Source organism: Pseudohalioglobus sediminis, assembly GCF_008370495.1.
GTDB lineage: Bacteria > Pseudomonadota > Gammaproteobacteria > Pseudomonadales > Halieaceae > Halioglobus.
The window spans coordinates 135692-154989 of the sequence record NZ_VTUX01000011.1; the positions used below are offsets into that span (position 1 = coordinate 135692).

Below are 19298 nucleotides of genomic sequence, written 5' to 3' on the forward strand. Positions count from 1 at the left end.
CTATCCTGAATACGCGACAAACAATAGTTGTCGTGCGAGACAGCCGCCAGAGCACTTTATGCGCTTCACCTTTCCCAGTTGAGTCCTCGCACAAGGCGAGCCTGTAGTGATACCACCCAGCGGCCACCTCGACCCAAAAACTGCGAGACAGCACCAGCTCAGCTCTGCGCTGCGATTGCTACTGCCAGCGCTGATCAGTGCTATATTGTTTAGTAACGAGTCATAACGCTTCGCAATAGGGGTCACTGCAATGCAAGCGGGCAAAATAAAAGACGCATTGAAGCACGGGGTTTTATTCTACGAAGTACAAAAAAAGTTCAGCAAGCTTGGCATCAATCTCGAAGTGTTCTACCTAGTCAGCGAAGGCGACTTCGAAGCCCCGCCTGAGTGGTCCGAGCGTTTCGAGGCCTATACCTCATGCATTTTGCGACGCGACGAAATGGAAGTCATCGCTGCGGACCACCCGTGGGATAACCTGGCTGGTTTAAGGCGACGTTGTGACCTGGGTCACATTTGCATTGGACTCAAGCATGGTAACGACGTGGTAGCCTTCACCTGGGCGGACCTCAAGGAATGCAATCACGCGCCACTTCGGTTCGACCTTAGCGAGAACGAAGCCTATCTATATGACGCCTTCACCATACCCAGCTTTCGCGGTAAAAGCCTGGCGCCGTTTATGCGGGAACGCTGCTACTCGCATCTTCGCACCCTCGGCCGCGATCGCTACTACAGCATTTCTGCGTATTTCAACAAGCCCTCGATTCAATTCAAAGAGAAACTCAATGCCAGCTTTGACAAGCTTTACTTCAGCGTTGGCAGAAACTCAGGAAGCACACGTACGTTCAAGCTCCGCGAGTACCGACCTCCAACGTAGAGGCCGCACATGGCAGTGAACAGGAAAAACGGCTAGAAGGAACTAGATATGAAAATTGCCATTGTCGGCGCTGGCGCAATGGGCGTACTGCTGGGCGTCAAACTTGCAGATGCAGGGCATACCGTCAGTTTTATCGACCAACCCGAACAGGTACGCGCCGCGAGGGAAAAGGGTTTGACACTCACCTCAGCAGACGCAACGCAACAGCGTATAGACAAGCCGACGATTACAGCAGACCCGGCGGACCTTGGCGAGCAGGACCTGGTAATACTCGCAGTGAAAGCACATCACATCGCCAGCGCTGCCCCGATGCTTGCGCCGCTGCTGGACGAGGACACCCCGGTACTGACACTGCAAAACGGCCTTCCCTGGTGGTATTTCTATCGCCATGGTGGCCCATTTGAAGGCACCCTGCTCAGAAGCCTGGATCCTGAGGGAGCGATCTCTGCGTGCATCGATACCGCGAGAATCATTGGCTGCACCGCCTACCCCGCAGCCGAAGTGACGGCGCCAGGTGTGGTGCACCATGTAGAAGGAAATCGATTCACGCTGGGAGAACTCGATGGCAGCGAGAGCGAGCGCTGTCGCACAATAGCCGACGCCTTGATCTCAGCGGGCTTCAAGTCTTATGTCATAGACGACATCCGCGCTGAACTCTGGCTCAAGGCATGGGGGGCACTGTCTTTCAATCCAATCAGCGCACTCACCCATGCCACCATGGAGGATATCTGCAGGGCACCCCATACTCGATGGCTGGCTGCGGAACTGATGCGTGAGGCACAGGCCATTGCCGATAAACTGGGTATTACCTTCAGGCATACCATCGACAAGCGCCTCGAGGGTGCAGAAAAAGTCGGGCCGCACAAAACGTCCATGCTGCAGGACGTGGAAAAAGGCTATGCGCTGGAAGTCGAGGCGCTGGTGGGTTCCGTGCTCGAACTGGCGGAACTGACCAACACGCCGGCCCCTCTGATCCGCAGCATCTACGCCTGCTGCAAACTACTCGATGATCAATTGCCGCTGACGGCACCGGGAACTGATCAGTAGCCAGCCTCGGCGCCCATCACGACACCACCAGCAGGCGCCTCACGGCTCGGTTACCGGGCGAGCAAATAATTGATATTTTACTTTATTTATATGCTACAACTTATTGTTATTTATAATTTTAATTTTTTCTTAAACGTTGATAAAGACACGCCTCTGGTGGCCGCAACCCGTATGCGATAATGTTCTTGATCAAGCACCTGAACACAGCGACACAACACGGGAGAGCAGCTGAATGCCAGCACAGGATGTAACAGGCAACGACGCCAACAAACCCCTTATCGGTATCGGTTCCTGCCTTGCTGGCAACGCCGTGCGCTACAACGGGCAGACCAAGGCCCCCAATCAACATGTGCGCGCCCTCTGTGAGACCTTCAACGCGCGCGCTTTTTGCCCTGAAATGGGCATCGGCCTGGGTGTACCGCGCCCTCCAATTCATCTCGTTGGCAGTGAATCCTCGGTAAGGCTCGTGGATGTAGAGACCCACACACAGGATCATACCGAGGCAGTACGCGACTATGCGCGCAATGTATTACGACAGGCACCGGAGCTCTCCGGGTATATCCTGGTCAAGGCCAGCCCCAGTTGCGGATACGATCGGGTGAAACGCTTCAATGAGAAAGGCAATCTCGCCGCCTATGACCAACGTGGTATTTTCGCGGCTGCGCTCGCTGAGTTCGACCCCCTGTTACCGCTGGAGGATGACGGCCGCCTCAATGATCCTTCGCTGCGGGAAAGCTTCGTCAGCCGTGTCTACACCTATCACCAGTGGCAATTATTGCTGTCTGAGGGTCTCACCGCTGCCGGCCTGGTCGCGTTTTACAGCCGCTACAAGTACCTGGCCATGGCCCATCATGTACCGAGCTACAAGAGCCTGGGTCGCATGGTAGCCAACGCGGGCAAGGAAGACCTCAATCAACTCGGGGACCAGTTTATCAGCACATTGATGGCGGCACTCACTCAACGAGCAACACGCCGTTCCCACAGCAACGTCCTGTTCCATCTTGCGGGATACCTCAAGCGGCAACTGGGTCCTGCGGAGCGTCAGCGTCTGAGCGAGCTGATAGACCAATACCGCACCGGCTTGGTGCCACTGGTGGTCCCGGTCACCATGCTCAAGCACCATTTCGCCAACAACCCTAACGCCTATATCGAACAGCAGACCTTCCTGTCACCCTACCCCGATGAACTGAAGTTGCGAAATCTGGTTTAGCCCTAGGTGTGAAGGCCGGAGTGCCGGCCTCATTCAGGCAATGGCCTGCATACGCTTTCGGTAATCCCAGCTGAAGAAGCGGCAGACCTCGATACGAATGAGTACTTCATCATGACTGCGAGACAACAGCCACTCAGCGAGCCCCTCATTGCTGCGGCCCAGGTAATTCTCGATCAATTGCCGCAGCGTCTCCGCACCACCCTCGCCTGAGAGTTCAGCCACGCCCTGCCCCCGCACGCCGTAATACGGCGGCTCGTTGGTGGACACCTCAAAGCCTACCCTCCCATAGTCGCGCAACAGGCGCACCAGGGATGAATCCTTATGGGAAGCGCAGTAGAAGGCGCCATCTGCGTAGCGGAACCACACCGATACGACACGAGGAAACCCGTCACCGCCTATGCAGGCTATGCGCACCGGTATGCGCACATCCTGAAGGTATTGATCGATTTCCCTGCGGCGCCAGGGGCCGTTGATCTTTATATCCATCCGAATTCCTTGCGGTATACCTGTAGCTACGAACAAGTCGCGGTGCCGGATTGCCGATCCACTGCCTACCGACGCGACCGCATCAGTTTGCACGGCAATGAACGACATGATCAAGTGCTATCTGGGATGAAGCCTGTGCAAGGACGCGTGCGATCGCCGCGCCAGGATCTATCGTTTGGGAAATGGAGGCTCGGGTCGGAATCGACGCTCCGACGTATCGGCCGGCGTGCACTCTTATCGCGCTGGGATCTGTCTTTTGTGAAATGGAGGCTCGGGTCGGAATCGAACCGGCGTACACGGAGTTGCAGTCCGCTGCATAACCACTCTGCCACCGAGCCTTGGGAAAGAGTGAAAAACGGCCCTGGGTTCCCTGGCCACTTCAAACTCCATTTCCGTTTCCGTTGTTGCTGTAGGAAAGGGAAAATTGGAGCGGGAAACCGGGTTCGAACCGGCGACCTCAACCTTGGCAAGGTTGCGCTCTACCAACTGAGCTATTCCCGCTATGTGCTGCGTATTTTACTCCACCGCCGTGGTCGCCGGAACCGTCGAGGCTTCGCGCCCCGCCTCAACCTCGTCAAGGTTGCGCTCTACCAACTGAGCTATTCCCGCTATGTGCTGCGTATTTTACTCCACCGCCGTGGGCGCCGGAACCGTCGAGGCTTCGCGCCCCGCCTCAACCTCGTCAAGGTTGCGCTCTACCAACTGAGCTATTCCCGCTATGTGCTGCGTAGTGTACTCCACCGCCGTGGCTCTCGGAACCTGCTGAACAGTGCGCTGTGTCAAAAAAAACCCGAAACGTGCGCTCTGTCACGCTAAAAATTCGGGCTCTTTGACATGCTCTGTAAAGCAGCATGTGCTCGAGAGGCGCCTATTTTATGCACCGGGCGCACGGTGTCAACTGATAATGCAAAAATATCCCGCAAGCACCTGAATTAAAAAGAGTTATCGCGCTCTTTCATCACCGCCCAGGCGGCTTGTAGGTAGATGAACATGGACCACAGGGTTAATACCGCCGCCACGTACAGTACAACGTAGCTAAGGGCCAGCAGCCACCCTGCGTCCAGGTCGGGATTAATCGCCAACAGCGCGGTAATGGCGACCATCTGGAAAGCCGTTTTGACCTTGCCCACGTAGGAGACCGCGACGGAAGTGCGTTCGCCCAGCTCGGCCATCCATTCCCGCAAGGCAGACACGACGATCTCGCGACCAATAATGACGCAGGCAGCCAGGGTGAGCAATTGAGTGTCATGCCGCTCTACCAGCAGCACCAGGGCAACTGCCACCATGAGCTTATCTGCCACCGGATCGAGGAAAGCGCCAAACGCTGTGGTCTGGCCGAGTCTCCGCGCCAGGTAGCCATCAAACCAGTCGGTCACCGCAGCGGCCGCAAATACCCCCGCTGCTACCACCAAGTGATTGGCAAATGGCAGGTAGAACACCACAACCAGTACCGGAATCAGGCAAATTCGCAGCAACGTCAGCGCATTGGGAATATTAATCCTCACTCCCTACTTCCTCTCCGTGGCGTCACCCGTCGCGTGCAGATGATCGTAAATCTGAGTCGCCATTGTGGCACTAATCCCCGAAATTTTCTTCAACTCTTCCACGCTGGCGTTGGCAACGCCACTGGCACTGCCGAAGTGCCGCAACAGCTCCCGGCGACGCTTGGCCCCGACACCCGGTATATCCTCAAGCACTGAGCGCCTGCGGGCCTTGTCGCGCCGGGCGCGGTGGCCACTGATGGCAAAACGGTGTGCCTCGTCGCGGATCTGCTGTATCAGGTGCAGCGCCGGACTGTCGCCGGGCAGCTGCGACTCTCGACCGGTATGGCCGTCCACCAGCGTCTCGAAGCCGGCCTTGCGGGTAACACCCTTGGCCACGCCGATAACTTTAACACCCTCAATCTGCAGTTCGTCCAGAACCGCCATGGCCTGGCCGACCTGCCCTTTGCCGCCATCGATAAACAGCACGTCGGGCTGTACGGCCTCCCCTGAACGGACACGTTTGTAGCGTCGTTCCAGCGCCTGTTGCATGGCCGCGTAGTCATCGCCGGCAGCCACGCCTTCGATATTAAACTTTCGGTAATCGCTCTTACGCGGACCGGCCTGGTCAAACACCACGCAGGATGCCACGGTCGCTTCCCCGGAACTGTGACTGATATCAAAACATTCCATGCGCTCGGGAACTGCTTCAAGCTGCAGCAGATCCCGCAGGGCTTCCAGACGATCCAGCACCGACTGCCTGCCAGCCAGCTCCGCTTCGAGATTGGTCTGTGCGGTCTGTACAGCGAGACGTAACCAGCGCGCTCTCGCATCGCGCACCCGCTGCCGCAGACTGACACGGCGACCCGCCTCAACGCTGAGAGCTTCTGCCAGCACGTCGACTGCCTCCGGCGTATCGTTGACGAGAATCTCCGCGGGGATCGCGCGAGCACCACCCAGGTAGTATTGCGGGATGAATGCGGCAATGACCTCGCCGGGCGAGACCTCCAGCTTCAAGGGTGGATAATGGGTTTTACTGCCGAGTACGCGACCGCCGCGGACAAACAGGATCTGCACACAGGCTCGACCCGCAGCGACCGCGGCGGCGATGATATCCAGGTCACCGGTAACGCCCTCGATCCCCTGCGTGGCCTGCACCTGTTGCAGCTGACTGAGCTGGTCACGAAAAACAGCAGCTTTTTCAAAGGCCAACTCGGCCGCGGCTTTCTCCATATCATCGGCCAGCCGCACCATCAGCTCCTGCGACTTGCCGCGCAGGAACAATGACGTATCGTCTACCTGACGCGCGTACTCCTCCTCATCCACTAGTCCAACACAGGGGGCGGTACAGCGATCAATCTGGTATTGCAGGCAGGGGCGCGTGCGATTGCGGAAATAGCTGTTCTCGCACTGCCGCACCTTGAACACCTTTTGCAAAAAGTGCAGCGATTCGCGCACGGCACCGGCGCTGGGATAGGGACCAAAATAGCGACCCCTGGCCTTCTGCGCGCCGCGGTGCAGCGATATCCGCGGAAAGCGATCCGCAGAGACAAAAATATAGGGATATGACTTATCGTCCTTCAGCAGGATATTGTAGGGCGGGCGATGACTCTTGATGAGGTTGTGCTCCAGCAGCAGCGCATCCACCTCAGTGGTTGTCACGGTAACCTGAATATCGCGTATGCGTGCCACCAGAGCCATGGTCTTGTCGGTCAACCCACTGGCTCGGAAATAGCTGCCCACCCTGTTTTTCAGGTTCTTTGCCTTGCCGACATAGAGCAGTTTCCCCGCCTCGTCATACATCTGGTAAACACCCGGGCGGGTTGTCAGCGTGCTGAGAAACGCCTTGTGATCAAAGGCTGTCATACTGGAGCACCGTAGACCCTCGGCTCGATATTCAGTTGCACCTTGAACATGGCGGCGACTGCCTGCTGGATATGCCGGGCAAACTCGAGCAACGCTGCACCGGAGGCAGCGCCAAAATTTACCAGCACCAAAGCGTGTTCGGGATACACTCCGACATCGCCATCGCGCCTGCCTTTCCAACCCGCGCGTTCAATCAACCATGCTGCGGGCAACTTTACGGTATCGTGCGCCTGTGGATACAGGGGCATGTCTGGCCACTGCTCAGCCAGGTCGCGCGCCTGGGCCCCTGTTACCACCGGATTATGGAAGAAACTTCCGGCATTGGGGTACTGGGCGGGATCCGGAAGACGCTCCCTGCGTACAGACACCACCGCCGAAAACACATCCCGGGGCGATGGTGTGGTGATGTGGCGGGCTGCCAGCGCACGCTGCAAGGCCGGATACTGGACATTGCATAGCGGTTCTCGCGACAGCCGGAAATCCACGGCAGTGACAATGACCCGGTCACGCAGCTCGTGCTTGAAAATACTGTTGCGATAGGCAAACTCACACTCTTTGCCGGTCAGCACAACCGGCTCACCCGTATCGATGTACAGGCAGTGTACCGCCTCTACAAACTGTTCCAGTTCAACACCGTAAGCGCCGATATTCTGGATCGGGGCTGCTCCTACCGTCCCGGGTATCAATGCCAGGTTTTCCAGCCCGAAGAAGCCCATATCGAGGCACCGACACACCAGTGCGTGCCAGTCGTGGCCTGCGGATACACGCAGCGTGACCCACGACTCCTGTTGCGCCAGTACTTGTATGTCCGCATTGCACTGGCGTACTACCAGGGCCTGCAGATCACCGGCAAACACCACATTACTGCCCTGTCCCAGCGGCATCACCGCCAGCCCGCGCGCTCTTGCCCAGTCCATCGCCCTGAGCAGGTCCCGCTCGCCGTGCGCACTGGCAAAGGCTTCCGCCTGAGCTGGCAGGCGCAAGGTATTACTGTCCAGCAGTTGCTCAGTCAGGCGTATCTGCACCGGAGATCTCCCGCAGCAATCCCGCGCTGGCGGCTTCCACCATATCCAGAACCCTGGTGAAGCCTTCGTCACCCCCATAGTAAGGGTCGGGAACCTCCGCCACAGTGGCGGCGGGATCAAAGGGCAAAAATAAACCGAGGTAACCGGAAAAATCAGTGGGACACATAGCGCGCAAATCGGCGAGATTCTGTTCGTCCATGGCAAGAATATAATCGAACTCACGGAAGTCCGTCGGTTGCACTTGCCGCGCACGCAAAGAACTCAGGTCATAACCTCGCTGGGCTGCCTCCGCCGCCGCCCTTTTGTCGGGCGGGTGACCGATATGCCAGTCACCCGTGCCGCAGGAATCCACCCGCACCCGGTCCTGCATACCTTGCTCTCGCACCATGCTTGCAAAAACTCCGTGGGCGGTCGGCGAACGGCAAATATTGCCCAGGCAAACAAACAGCACCCCGGTCTTGGACTTTTCGCTCATACGCTTTGCTCCAGTCTCTCGCGCACTACTTGCAGGTCCTCTGCCGTATCCACGCCGGCGGGTACCGGTTCACTGGCGACGGCGACATGAATGCGTTCGCCATGATACAGCGCACGCAGTTGTTCCAGTTGCTCCAGTTCCTCGATGGGGGCGGGTTCCCAGTCGACATAACGGTGCAGGAACCCGACTCGATAGGCGTAGATACCAATGTGGCGATACCAGTGCCCCGCGGGCATTTTATGTCCGCCAGCGGCAAACGCCTGCCTTGGCCAGGGAATGGTCGCTCGGCTGAAATACAGCGCCATACCATCGCTGGCCATCACCACCTTGACTGCATTGGGGTTGACCAGTTCGGCGTGTTCGGCCACAGGCTCGCACAATGTGGCGACCGCTGCGCCAGGCTGCGCCTTTAGGTTGGCAGCGACCTGCCCGATCAGTGCCGGCGGTATCAACGGTTCATCGCCCTGCACATTTACCACGATGCGGTCATCAGCCCAGCCACAGGCGCTGGCGACTTCCTGCAGCCGGTCCGTCCCCGACGGGTGACTGGGGTCGGTCATGCACACCCTGGCACCAAATTCGACAGCAGCCGCCTCGATGCGTGCATCGTCCGTCGCTACAATGACTTCACTGGCGCCGCTGGCACAGGCCTGCTCCCAGACGCGCTGGATCATGGTCTTGCCGGCAATATCCAGCAAGGGTTTTCCCGGCAGGCGGGTAGAGCCATAACGGGCTGGAATCACTACTGAGAAAGACATTGGATTTCCCTTTCAGGTGTACTGGACAGGACCAGGCCGGCGGCCGCCTCTATTACCGCTTCGGGCAGGCAGGCATCGATACGCAGATACCAGGCATTCTCGCCTGCAAAAGCGCGACATTTTACCGCGTCCTTCTCCGTCATGAGAACGGTATCACCGGCCAGCGCCGCCAGGTCCTGCGCGGTGTATGCGTGATGGTCGGCGAACACATGGCGCTGGTAGTGCAAACCCAAAGCATCAAGTGTGGCAAAAAACTGGTCGGGCTGCCCGATGCCGGCCAGCGCTTGCAGCCCATCCTGCTGGCGAAATGCATGCAACTGCCGGCGTTCACCGGTAACGAGGTTGACCCATACATCGGCACGGTAGGGCACACCCTCAATCGCGTCAGCACTGCCTCGATAAAGCACAAAGTCGACGTCCTGCAACCTCGATGGAGGTTCGCGCAGGGGGCCTGCGGGCAGGCAAAAGCCGTTCCCCAGCCTGCGTTGCTGATCCAGCAACACGATTTCCATATCGCGATTGAGTGCGTAGTGCTGCAGGCCATCATCACTTATGACCAGCTGCACCGATGTGTCCTGCAGCAGCATGTCAACGGCGCGCGGCCGATCCGGGTCGACCACGCACGGCGCGCCAGTGCGGCGATGTATCAACAGCGGTTCATCGCCACACTCTGCAGGATCAACCGTGTCGTCCAGCCTGAGCGGATATTCTGTGGCTTTGCCGCCATAGCCACGACTGACCACACCACAACGGATGCCCCGCTCAGCGAGCGCCTCAACCAGCGCAATGACCACCGGGGTTTTACCGGTGCCGCCTACCGTAATGTTGCCCACGACGATCACCGGTCTGGCAGCACGGTAGGACTGTAACCATCCTTTGCTGTAGCAATAGCGCCTGCAGGCAGACACCGCCCGGAACAGCGCCTCCAGCGGGCGCAGCAGCCAGAGCCAGGGGGCACCGCGATACCACGCTGACTCCAGGTGAGTGGACATCAATCAGTGAATTCCTGGTGATAAAGCTGGGCATAGATACCGTCGCTGGCCAGGAGTTCCGCGTGAGTGCCACTGGCGACAATCCGGCCTGAGTCCATCACCACTATGCGATCAGCGTGCTCTACAGTAGACAGTCGGTGCGCGATGATAATCGTGGTACGCCCCTGTGAAATACGCTCCAGCGAGCGCTGGATACGATGTTCTGACTCGTTGTCCAACGCTGAGGTAGCCTCGTCCAGCACGATCACCGGGGCGTCCTTCAGGAATGCCCTGGCGATAGCGATGCGCTGGCGTTGCCCGCCACTCAGCCCGCCTCCGTCATCCCCCAGTACCGTATCCATGCCCGCGGGCAGGCGGTCGATGAAGTCACGCGCATAGGCGGCATCAAGCGCCTGCTCCACGGCCTCACGCCCTGACTCAGCCAACGTGCCGTAGGCGATATTGCTGTACACCGAATCGTGGAACAGGGTCACATTCTGGGAAACCATTGCCACCTGGTTGCGCAGGCTGGCCAGGGTGTACTGGTCTATCGGTGTACCGTCGAGCAGGATGTCGCCGGCGCTGGGCTGGTAAAAACGGGCCAGCAGTTGCACCAGTGTGCTCTTGCCACTCCCGGAGCGACCAACCAGCGCCACGGTCTGACCGGCTGGAATATCGAGGCAGACATCCTGCAGGACCTGCTCATCCGTGCCCGGGTAGGCGAAGTAAACATGCCTGAAGGAGAGCTCGCCGCGGGCACGCTCCAGTTCTACCTGGCCACTATCCTTTTCCTCTTCTTCATCGAGTTGCGCGAAAATGTCCTCCGCTGCCGCCAGGCCTCGCTGGATGATACTCTGCACACCGGACAGCGAGCGTATGGGCTTACCCAACTGGCCCGCTGCCGTCAAAAAAGCCACCAGGGATCCCGCTGAAAAATCAGCGAGCAATTTGGGATTCAGGGCGAACCAGACAAGTACCGCAAGCGACACCGCGAGCAGGGTCTGTATCACCGGCGTACTCAGCGCATCAAGCAGGGCCATTTTCAGGCTCTGTGCGCGGTTGTAGTCACTGGCACTGTGAAAACGCTCAGACTGTTGTTTTTGCCCGCCGAATATCCGCACTTCGCGGTAGGCGCCGATGCTCTCGTTGGATACCTGCGTCACATCCCCCATGGATGCCTGTATCCGTCGGCTATAACGCCGGAAATGCTTGCCCACCACACTCACCACCAACGCGATCAGCGGCGCCACAGCCAGGAACACCAGGCACAGGCGCCAATTCAGGTACAGCATGTAGCTGATCAGGGCAATAACCGTGAGCCCCTCGCGAACGATAATTTTCAACGCCTTGGTAACAGCCCCGGAGACCTGCTCGACATTGAAGGTGATTTTGGAAATCAGCACGCCCTGTGAGTGCGAATCGTAGTAGGCACTGGGGGCCACCAGCATTTTGTCGAACAGTTCGCAACGCAACTGGTGTATGAGGTTGCGCGCCACGTGATTCATGAAATAGGTGCCGACGAAGAAACCCATGGAACGGGTGAAGGCCAGTACCACCAGGCACAGGGGGAAAGCAATGCGCGTGAACTCGAGCCGGTCCATCCCCTCCTCGTAAAACAGGCCGTAGGCAACGCGGGACACCAGGCCGGAGTCGGCAGCCTCGGAATTGTTGAGCGCATCGAGCAGGAACTGCATCATGTCTGCCAGCAACACGTTGCCGGCGGAGTAGACGATATAACCGACCAGGCTGAGGGCGAAAACCCACCAGTAAGGCACGATGTAGCCAAGCAAACGGCGATACAGCTGCCAGTCGCTTTGATGGCCTGACCGGGCTGGACCGGTGTGTTTTTCGCCCCTAGCCATCGGCAGCAGCCTCGGCGGGCTGTCGCGTGGTTATGCTCAGGTGCACGAAGCCCATCTGTCCGGCAGCGTCCATCGCCCGAACCACATCCTGATGCGCAGCCTGCGCGTCTGCCGTGATAATCATCGGCATGGTCGTGTCGCCGGCTGAAATCTTGTAGATCGCCGCCTGCAGGGTACGCATGCGGTTGTCCACCAGCCCCTGCCCGTTCACGCGATAGCGACCGCTCTCATCTATAAGGATCTCGATACCGTCCTGTTGTGTTTCCTTGAGCTGCCCCTGCGCTTCGGGCAGGTCAACACTGAGCTGGGTTTCGCGGGTAAACGTGGTGGAGACCATGAAAAATATCAGCAGCAGGAACACCACATCGATCAGTGGCGTCAGGTTGACGGTCACGTCATCCAGGCGTTGGCGGCGAAACTTCAAGTGCTTTCTTCCAGGTGCTCTTCACTGTGCAGAGCGTCCACCAGCTTGATGGTCTCCTGCTCCAGCTCGACCACAATACCGTCGATCTTGCCGACAAAATAGCGGTGCATGGCCAGCGCCGGTATTGCCACCGTGAGGCCCGCAGCAGTGGTAATCAGCGCCTCGGATATGCCGCCAGCCAGCACGCTCGCATTGCCCGTGCCCTGTGCCATAATCTCGGCGAACACCTTGATCATACCCAGCACGGTACCCAGCAAACCCAATAGCGGTGCGATAGCGGCAATGGTGCCCAGCGTATTGAGATAGCGCTCGAGGTCGTGCACCACGTGCTGTGCTGCTTCCTGGATACTTTCTTTCATGACCTCGCGGCCGTGATAGGCATTACCCAGGCCGGCGGCGAGTATTCGGCCCAGCGGCGACGACTGTTTCAGGGTCTTTAGCCGGGCTGCATCCATCTCGCCCGCCTTGAGTTGCTTCCAGACCGTGGCCAGCAAATGCGGAGGCGCGATTTTTTTCGGATTCAGGGTAATAAGTCGTTCGATACAGATTGCCAGCACTACGATGGAACACAGCACTATAAGCACCATCAACCATCCGCCAGCTGTCAACAATTCCAGCACAGGACATCTCGCCAGTTTTTCTCGGAGGGCCCATTATACGCACACGCCCTAGAGTGACGGAACTGCGGAAAAATCACATCCACCAGGGTTGCAGGCCATCGCGGTGATACCGCAGCTCCAGGGTTCCCGTGGCACCGGGACGAACCGTGATTGCCCCGGTCAACGCTGTTTCCCGGACCTTGATACCCGCCCTCCGCAGCCGCTGGATGACCGTGGGATGCGGGTGGCCAAAGCGACTGGCATAACCCGCGCCTACTATTGCCAAAGATGGCGATACCCAGTTCAGCCAGGCCTGTGACGTCGACGTCAGGCTGCCATGGTGGCCCACCAGCAGCACATCGGCAGCAAGCGCGCTGCGCCAATAGCTGATCAGCGCCCGCTCCTGCCCTACCCCGATATCCCCGGCCAGCAGCGCGCGCATGCCCGGCGCGTGGATGAACAGGACGCAGGAAGCGTCATTGCCCTCCTCGGTACCAACCGGCGAGAGAATGTGGAAACGAATGTCGCCCGGCCAGGACCAGGCCTGACCCGTGCGACAGCCCCGCGCGCGGACGCCTCGCGGCTCACCAGCCAGCCAGTGCACCACCTCCATGGCGTCGACAACCGTGCTGGCTCCCGCACTGTGGTCGAGATCTTCATGACTGATCACCAGGGTATCCAGGCGAGTCACGCCAGCAGCCCGCAACCATGGCAACACGACACTGGCCGCCAGGTTCGGGCCCGACGGGCTGCCTCCGCCGGTATCGTAGAGCAGCGCGCGATTCCCGGCGCGGAACACCACCGCAGAGCCCTGCCCCACATCCAGCACATCCAGTGTTGGCATCTCTGAAGAGGCCGCCCTGCCAAGTAACAGAGGCAGAAACAGGGCCGCAATACCGGGTCGATAGCGCGCAGCCCACGGCATCACTGCTACCATCACGCCTAACAGCGCCAGTAACTGCGCGACAGGCGTCGCATGCAGGGGCACAAACAATCGGTAGCGCTCTGCCAGCAGTGCTGCCGCCGGACCGACAATGTCGAGCGGCGCAGCGGCGACCTGCCAGCACAGCAACGTCAGGGACTCGCTGACGCCATGCAACAACACACCCAGCAGCGCCAGCGGCACCACCAACAGGCCCGTCAGCGGCACCATCAGCATATTGGAAGGCGCCGCCACCCAACTGCTTCCACCCAACCAGATCGCACCCATTGGCAACATCAGCAGGGTCATCACCATGTGCGGTTGCACCGCCCTGCCCAGGGGACCACGGCGCCGCTGCCATTGCGCCATCCACAGCAGTGCGGCCACAGCCCCAAACGACAGCCAGAACCCGCTACCGACAATTTCCAGCGGATTTAGCACCAGCACTACCAGTGCCGCCAGCAGCAGACTGTTGAATCCGCTGCTGGTGCGGCCGCAGATCCTGGCCAGCATGAAGCACAGCAGCATTATCAGTGCCCTGACCGTGGCAACCGAAAAACCGGCCAATGCCACATAGCAGCTCGCTGAACCAACAGCGCATATTTCCGGCCATGGCAGTGCGGCCGCACGTGCGGAGTAACCTTGCAAGCAGCTGCACATCAAGCGCCCCAGCAAATAGGCGAGACCCGCGACAAACGCCACGTGCAGGCCCGAAATCACCAGTAAATGGTTAATGCCGTACTGTTGGAAGAGGTACCACTTCTGGTAGTCGATGCCGCTCTTGTCTGCTACCGACACCGCCTGCAGGACCGCCGTCGCCAGGGGGGATAAACCAGCCCTCTCAATGACAGCACTGACGTGCTGGCGGAGGCGATGCGCCGCATAACGCAAACGGCAAGCTTCGCAATCATCGAGCCGGTGGGCCCGCGCACTCACCGTGCCGAGTCCGTCAATCCCGCTTAGCGCATACCAGGACTGCATATTGAAGGAACCCGGGTTCGCCAGACCCCAGGGCCTGCGCAGAGTGACGTGGAAACGCCAGCGTTCACCGGGTTGCAGTCGCTGCTCGCCGTAGTAAGTCAGCAACAGCGTGCGCGGCCCTGAGCAGGCCGAGGGCTCGATGCTCTCGACGCGCAGTTCGAACCGCTGTCGCGCTTGCCCGGATTGCATTGGCGTGTGGCGTGGCAGCGAACTGATGAGACCAGTGACTACAGCCGGCGCGGCATTGCACGTCGAGTCGAGCCGCGCCTGCAACATTTGTGCACCGCGCAGCGACGTCAGGGCCATGGCCAGGCACAGCCCTGATACCAGCAGACTCAGTGCTGTTATGCGCCAGATTGGCGCTGCCGCCACCATGATTACAACGCAGCTTAACCAGAGCGGCAGCAGCCAGGGAGAAATCACGGCGGCAAACGTCCCCAGCAGGAAGCCGAGCATCCAAACACGCATGTAGAGAACCAGTCAGGTTGCGGGCATAATAACGGCGCAGTGCACCGCCAGAACAGTCAAGCACACCGAGGCGTTCACTGGCACATCAGAAGCGACCGATTGGGCAATGCCAAAAAAAACCCTCAAGTCAATCACACCCAGCGTGGAGAGGATGCGCAGAATTCGCTCTCTGCGCGTTCTCGGTGACTGGATCTACGCCACCAATCTCTGGCATGTCAATCGCTACTCGTCCGCGATGGCGTTCTTTGTTGGCCTGTTTGTCGCGTTTATGCCCATACCCGGGCAAATGGTTGCCGCAGCAGCGCTGGCGGTCTTGTTCCGTTGTAACCTGCCGCTATCGGTCGGGCTCGTCTGGATTACCAACCCGGTCACCATGCCGGCGATTTTTTTCCTGGCCTACAAGCTCGGTGCCATGATCATCGATGTGCCCGTGCAACCCATAGAATTTGAGTTGAGTTTTCACTGGCTCAACCACAGGCTGGCTGCCATCTGGCAACCGTTTTTACTGGGCTGCCTGCTCTGCGGCCTGTTCTTTGGCTCTGTTGGGTATTTTGTGATCAATGTTCTGTGGCGCTTGCGTGTGGCCAGGCAGTGGCGTGAGCGTAAACGACGTCGCGCCCTGGCCGTGGCCATGCAGGCAGAAGCGAAAGCCGCGGCAAAAACCGCTAGCTGCGATCCTGATTGAGTACCATCGCGGGCGCCAGTTGCGCCGCCCGACGTGCCGGATAAACCGCTGCCAGCAGGCACATGAGCAGTGCCACGCCGCCTACCATCAACACATCGCGTAACAGCAAATCGACTGGCAGGAACGCGACAGGGTAGACATCGGTATTCAGAAAACGGATGTCCAGGAGACGCTCCAGTGTGGCCACCAGGCCCGGAACCAGCTGACTGAGCCCCGCCCCCAGCAGACTGCCGGCGAGCACGCCAACCACGCCAATCAATGCCCCCTGCAATACGAATATCCAGGCGATATCAGCCCCCGACGCACCCAGTGTCCTCAGGATGGCGATATTGTCCTGCTTGTCAAAAACCACCAACACGAGGGAAGACACCACATTAAATGCCGCCACCGCGATAATGGATAGCAACAGTATGCTTACCAGGTCGCGCGAGAGCTGAATCGCCGCATACAGGTTGCCGTGGGTCATCATCCAGTTGGTAGCGTAATGCCCCACCGGCAGACTGTTCACCAACTCCCAACCGGTACTGCCGACGGTAAACAGGTCAAGGGTGCTGACCCGCAAGCCACTCACCGCCTCCCCCAGCCCCGCCAACCTCGATGCCGTTGCCAGGTGCAGCAGCGCAACGCCCTGGTCGAGCTCTGTGCCGGTCTCGACAACGCCGGCAAGATAGAGTGCTTCCAGGCGCGTCGCGCCCGTATCGCCCGTCAGCCCGCCACCGGGGACGATCAACGTTAGCGTGTCGCCTGCGCTGACACCGAGGCGCCTGGCGATCCCCACACCCAGCAGCAGCGAATCCGGCCGTTGCTCGAACGCCGCTCGCTGCGAGGCTGCCAGGGAAGCCAGCATCAGCTCCGTGGCCGGGTCGTCCACGGCCATACCGATGCCCCGCGCCGTTTCGATATCTGTACCGCGCATGAACAGCGCGTCAAACTGGGTGAAGGGGGTCACCGAATGTACTGCCGGGTGTGCTGCAACGCGCTCCTGCAAGGCCTCCCAGTCCGTCATGGGCCGGTGCGAGTACAGGGTAATATGCGGCACCAGTGACAATATGCGCTCGCGCATTTCGCGGTCAAACCCGTTCATCACCGATAGCACCACGATCAGCAGTGCAATTGCCAGCACCAGGCCGAGCATGGAAAGGGAGGACAGAAACGTCGACAGATGTCCCTGGCCGAAGGCAAAGGTGTAGCGCAGGGCAATGCGACGGCGATCGGCCCAATTCAAGGCTGCGCCTCCAGGCGGCCGTCAACCAGTTCAAGGGTGCGGTGCATGTGTGCCGCGATATCAGGATCGTGCGTCACCACGACAAAAGCGGAGCTCAGCGCACCCAGCTCATCAACCAGTTCCAGGACCTGTGCCGCCGAGTGCGGGTCGAGGTTTCCGGTGGGCTCATCCATCAGTACACAATCCGGTTCCGCGACCAGGGCGCGGGCAATGGCCACGCGCTGCCGTTCGCCGCCCGACAACTGCCCCGGGCGATGCGACAGGCGATGCCCCATTCCCACCCGATCCAGCATGGCGGCGGCCCGCTCGAGGCCCTCTTTGCGCGGCACCGCACCGATAAGCAGCGGCATGGCAACGTTCTCGCGGGCGTCAAACTCCGGCAACAGGTGATGAAACTGGTAAACAAAACCGAGGTGCTCATTGCGTAAGCGGCACAGCTTGCGCTCAGGCAGCGAGGCCAGGTCTTCACCGCAAAGCAGAACCCGGCCTGAGCTGGGTTTATCGAGACCGCCCAACAGGTTCAGCAAAGTGGACTTGCCCGAGCCGGATGCGCCGACCACGGCGATCTTCTCTCCCTCCGCCAGGGTCAGGTTGACGTCCCTGAGCACCTGCACACGACGATCGCCATCGGTGTAAGTTCGCTCCAGAGCCTCACAGTGTAATACCGGGTTATTCATAGCGCAGAACCTCTGCCGGGGCCACATGTGCGGCGCGCCAGGCCGGATACAGTGTGGCCAACAGGCTCAGAAACAGGGATGCAAGCACAACCGCGATCACATCGGACCACTCCAGTGTGGACGGCAACTCACTGATAAAATACACCGCGGGATCGAACAGTTTGACGCCGAACAGGTCCTCGACGAAACGGGTGAGGCTGGAGACATTACTGGCTATGAGTACGCCGAGCAGTACTCCGAAGGATATGCCCACCGCTGCCAGCCCCAGTCCGTGGGCCACAAATATCGCCATCACCCCACTCGCCCTCGCACCCATGGTGCGCAAAACGGCGATATCGCGCCGTTTCTCCGCCACTGACATCACCAGCGTGGAAACAATATTGAAAGCGGCCACGGCGACGACACTGAGCAATAACAGGCTGACCATCAGCTTTTCCATCTTGACAGCCTGAAACAGCGAGCCCTGAGTCTGGCTCCAGTCTTTTACGGTCAGGCCCGGCGGCAGAGCGCCAGCCAGGGCCTGCATAACCCGCGGCGCCGAGTACAGGTCCCGCGTTCTGACCTGCAAGCCCTGCACGCCTGAGCGCGGGCCAAGCAAGCGCTGCCCGTCATCGAGCCCTATGTAGGCCTGGAAGGTATCTGGCTGCGCCCCGACTTCAAAAATGCCACCCACCTCGAGCTGCTTGCTACGCGGAAAAATACCCAGGGGGGTCACCGTTAAGCGCGGCACGGTGACTTCCACACGGTCCCCCACCGCCACGCCGAGTATGCGGGCCAGCGAGGCACCGAGAACCAGCTTGAAACCTGGCTGTGACAGGCTTTCCAGGGAACCGGAGGTAATGGTCTGGGGGATACGCGAGACCCGTCCCTCCCGTTGCGGATCGATGGCGGTGAGCACTCCGCCGCGAATGGTCCGGCCGCTGGTGAAAATGACCTTGTCGGAGATGAAGGGTGAGACCGCGACCACATCGGCGGCTTGCTCCAGTTGTCCGGCCAGCGCCTGCCAGTCGCGGATTTCGCCTGCGCCAGACTCGACAAAGCCGTGCGGCACCAGGGACAGGATACGCCCGCGCAATTCCTCGCCAAAGCCATTCATCACCGACAGCACTGTGATCAGGGACGCAACGCCGATGACCATGCCCAGCATGGACACCATGGCAATTACCGAGGTAAAGCGATTACGCTTGCGACTGAAACTGTAGCGCAGGCCGATAAAAGGGGCATAGTGCCGTATGGCGTGCGTGCGGCTGGCGCTCAAAAAC

At 59.5% G+C, this 19298-nt stretch carries 18 protein-coding genes and 2 tRNA genes; 4 read left to right on the forward strand and 16 right to left on the reverse strand.

Features of this window, described 5'->3' with window-relative positions:
- Positions 1-250 precede the first annotated feature (250 nt).
- The 3 genes from F0M18_RS19480 to F0M18_RS19490 all read left to right on the forward strand — a co-directional run bounded on the left by F0M18_RS19480 (position 251) and on the right by F0M18_RS19490 (position 3131).
- Positions 251-874, forward strand: coding sequence for a GNAT family N-acetyltransferase (locus F0M18_RS19480; protein ID WP_149613134.1), 624 nt, complete (start codon positions 251-253; stop codon positions 872-874).
- A 48-nt stretch (positions 875-922) separates the two neighbouring features.
- A complete protein-coding gene (locus F0M18_RS19485) occupies positions 923-1921 on the forward strand; it encodes a ketopantoate reductase family protein (protein WP_149613135.1) in 999 nt (332 codons plus the stop codon).
- Between the two features lie 232 nt (positions 1922-2153).
- Entirely contained in the window at positions 2154-3131 is a 978-nt protein-coding gene (locus F0M18_RS19490; protein ID WP_149613136.1) for a YbgA family protein, read from the forward strand.
- Positions 3132-3164: 33 nt separating this feature from the next.
- On the opposite strand, the gene F0M18_RS19495 is transcribed toward F0M18_RS19490, so the two are convergent.
- The 13 genes from F0M18_RS19495 to F0M18_RS19555 form a co-directional block, all read right to left on the reverse strand.
- The gene (locus F0M18_RS19495; RefSeq protein ID WP_188109824.1) at positions 3165-3617 is read right to left on the reverse strand and encodes a pyridoxamine 5'-phosphate oxidase family protein; all 453 of its coding nucleotides are present in this window, start codon (positions 3615-3617) and stop codon (positions 3165-3167) included.
- A 264-nt stretch (positions 3618-3881) separates the two neighbouring features.
- A tRNA-Cys gene (locus tag F0M18_RS19500) sits at positions 3882-3955 on the reverse strand.
- Positions 3956-4042: 87 nt separating this feature from the next.
- A tRNA-Gly gene (locus F0M18_RS19505) sits at positions 4043-4118 on the reverse strand.
- A 431-nt stretch (positions 4119-4549) separates the two neighbouring features.
- Positions 4550-5116 carry a CDP-diacylglycerol--glycerol-3-phosphate 3-phosphatidyltransferase gene (gene pgsA / locus F0M18_RS19510; protein ID WP_149613176.1) on the reverse strand — a complete coding sequence of 189 codons (567 nt, stop codon included), beginning with the start codon at positions 5114-5116 and terminating at the stop codon, positions 4550-4552.
- 9 nt (positions 5117-5125) lie between these two features.
- Complete coding sequence (uvrC, locus tag F0M18_RS19515; RefSeq protein ID WP_149613138.1) at positions 5126-6964, reverse strand: excinuclease ABC subunit UvrC; 1839 nt, start codon at positions 6962-6964, stop codon at positions 5126-5128.
- The gene (gene murB / locus F0M18_RS19520) at positions 6961-7989 is read right to left on the reverse strand and encodes a UDP-N-acetylmuramate dehydrogenase (RefSeq protein WP_188109825.1); all 1029 of its coding nucleotides are present in this window, start codon (positions 7987-7989) and stop codon (positions 6961-6963) included. The genes uvrC and murB overlap by 4 nt, the downstream gene beginning before the upstream one ends.
- Complete coding sequence (locus F0M18_RS19525; protein ID WP_149613140.1) at positions 7970-8464, reverse strand: low molecular weight protein-tyrosine-phosphatase; 495 nt, start codon at positions 8462-8464, stop codon at positions 7970-7972. Before F0M18_RS19525 ends, murB begins: the two co-directional genes overlap by 20 nt.
- Positions 8461-9222, reverse strand: a complete 762-nt coding sequence (gene kdsB / locus F0M18_RS19530) for a 3-deoxy-manno-octulosonate cytidylyltransferase (protein WP_149613141.1) — start codon at positions 9220-9222, stop codon at positions 8461-8463. The genes F0M18_RS19525 and kdsB overlap by 4 nt, the downstream gene beginning before the upstream one ends.
- Positions 9207-10214 carry a tetraacyldisaccharide 4'-kinase gene (gene lpxK, locus F0M18_RS19535; RefSeq protein WP_149613142.1) on the reverse strand — a complete coding sequence of 336 codons (1008 nt, stop codon included), beginning with the start codon at positions 10212-10214 and terminating at the stop codon, positions 9207-9209. The genes kdsB and lpxK overlap by 16 nt, the downstream gene beginning before the upstream one ends.
- Positions 10214-12055: a lipid A export permease/ATP-binding protein MsbA gene (gene msbA, locus F0M18_RS19540; RefSeq protein ID WP_149613143.1), complete on the reverse strand. Its 1842-nt coding sequence runs from the start codon at positions 12053-12055 to the stop codon at positions 10214-10216. The genes lpxK and msbA overlap by 1 nt, the downstream gene beginning before the upstream one ends.
- Complete coding sequence (locus F0M18_RS19545) at positions 12048-12479, reverse strand: ExbD/TolR family protein (protein WP_149613144.1); 432 nt, start codon at positions 12477-12479, stop codon at positions 12048-12050. Before F0M18_RS19545 ends, msbA begins: the two co-directional genes overlap by 8 nt.
- Positions 12476-13099 (reverse strand): MotA/TolQ/ExbB proton channel family protein, encoded by a 624-nt coding sequence (locus F0M18_RS19550; protein WP_149613145.1) that lies wholly within the window; start codon positions 13097-13099, stop codon positions 12476-12478. Before F0M18_RS19550 ends, F0M18_RS19545 begins: the two co-directional genes overlap by 4 nt.
- A gap of 73 nt (positions 13100-13172) precedes the next feature.
- Positions 13173-15449: a DNA internalization-related competence protein ComEC/Rec2 gene (locus tag F0M18_RS19555; RefSeq protein ID WP_149613146.1), complete on the reverse strand. Its 2277-nt coding sequence runs from the start codon at positions 15447-15449 to the stop codon at positions 13173-13175.
- Between the two features lie 151 nt (positions 15450-15600).
- Here F0M18_RS19555 and F0M18_RS19560 point away from each other — a divergent pair, with 151 nt between their 5' ends.
- The gene (locus F0M18_RS19560; RefSeq protein ID WP_262501004.1) at positions 15601-16134 is read left to right on the forward strand and encodes a DUF2062 domain-containing protein; all 534 of its coding nucleotides are present in this window, start codon (positions 15601-15603) and stop codon (positions 16132-16134) included.
- Here F0M18_RS19560 and F0M18_RS19565 read toward each other — a convergent pair.
- The 3 genes from F0M18_RS19565 to F0M18_RS19575 are packed head-to-tail and all read right to left on the reverse strand — an operon-like array spanning position 16115 to position 19294.
- The gene (locus tag F0M18_RS19565; RefSeq protein ID WP_223178023.1) at positions 16115-17359 is read right to left on the reverse strand and encodes an FtsX-like permease family protein; all 1245 of its coding nucleotides are present in this window, start codon (positions 17357-17359) and stop codon (positions 16115-16117) included. The genes F0M18_RS19560 and F0M18_RS19565 overlap by 20 nt on opposite strands.
- Positions 17356-18036, reverse strand: coding sequence for an ABC transporter ATP-binding protein (locus F0M18_RS19570; protein WP_149613148.1), 681 nt, complete (start codon positions 18034-18036; stop codon positions 17356-17358). The genes F0M18_RS19565 and F0M18_RS19570 overlap by 4 nt, the downstream gene beginning before the upstream one ends.
- Positions 18029-19294: a lipoprotein-releasing ABC transporter permease subunit gene (locus tag F0M18_RS19575; RefSeq protein WP_188109826.1), complete on the reverse strand. Its 1266-nt coding sequence runs from the start codon at positions 19292-19294 to the stop codon at positions 18029-18031. Before F0M18_RS19575 ends, F0M18_RS19570 begins: the two co-directional genes overlap by 8 nt.
- Positions 19295-19298: the final 4 nt, after the last annotated feature.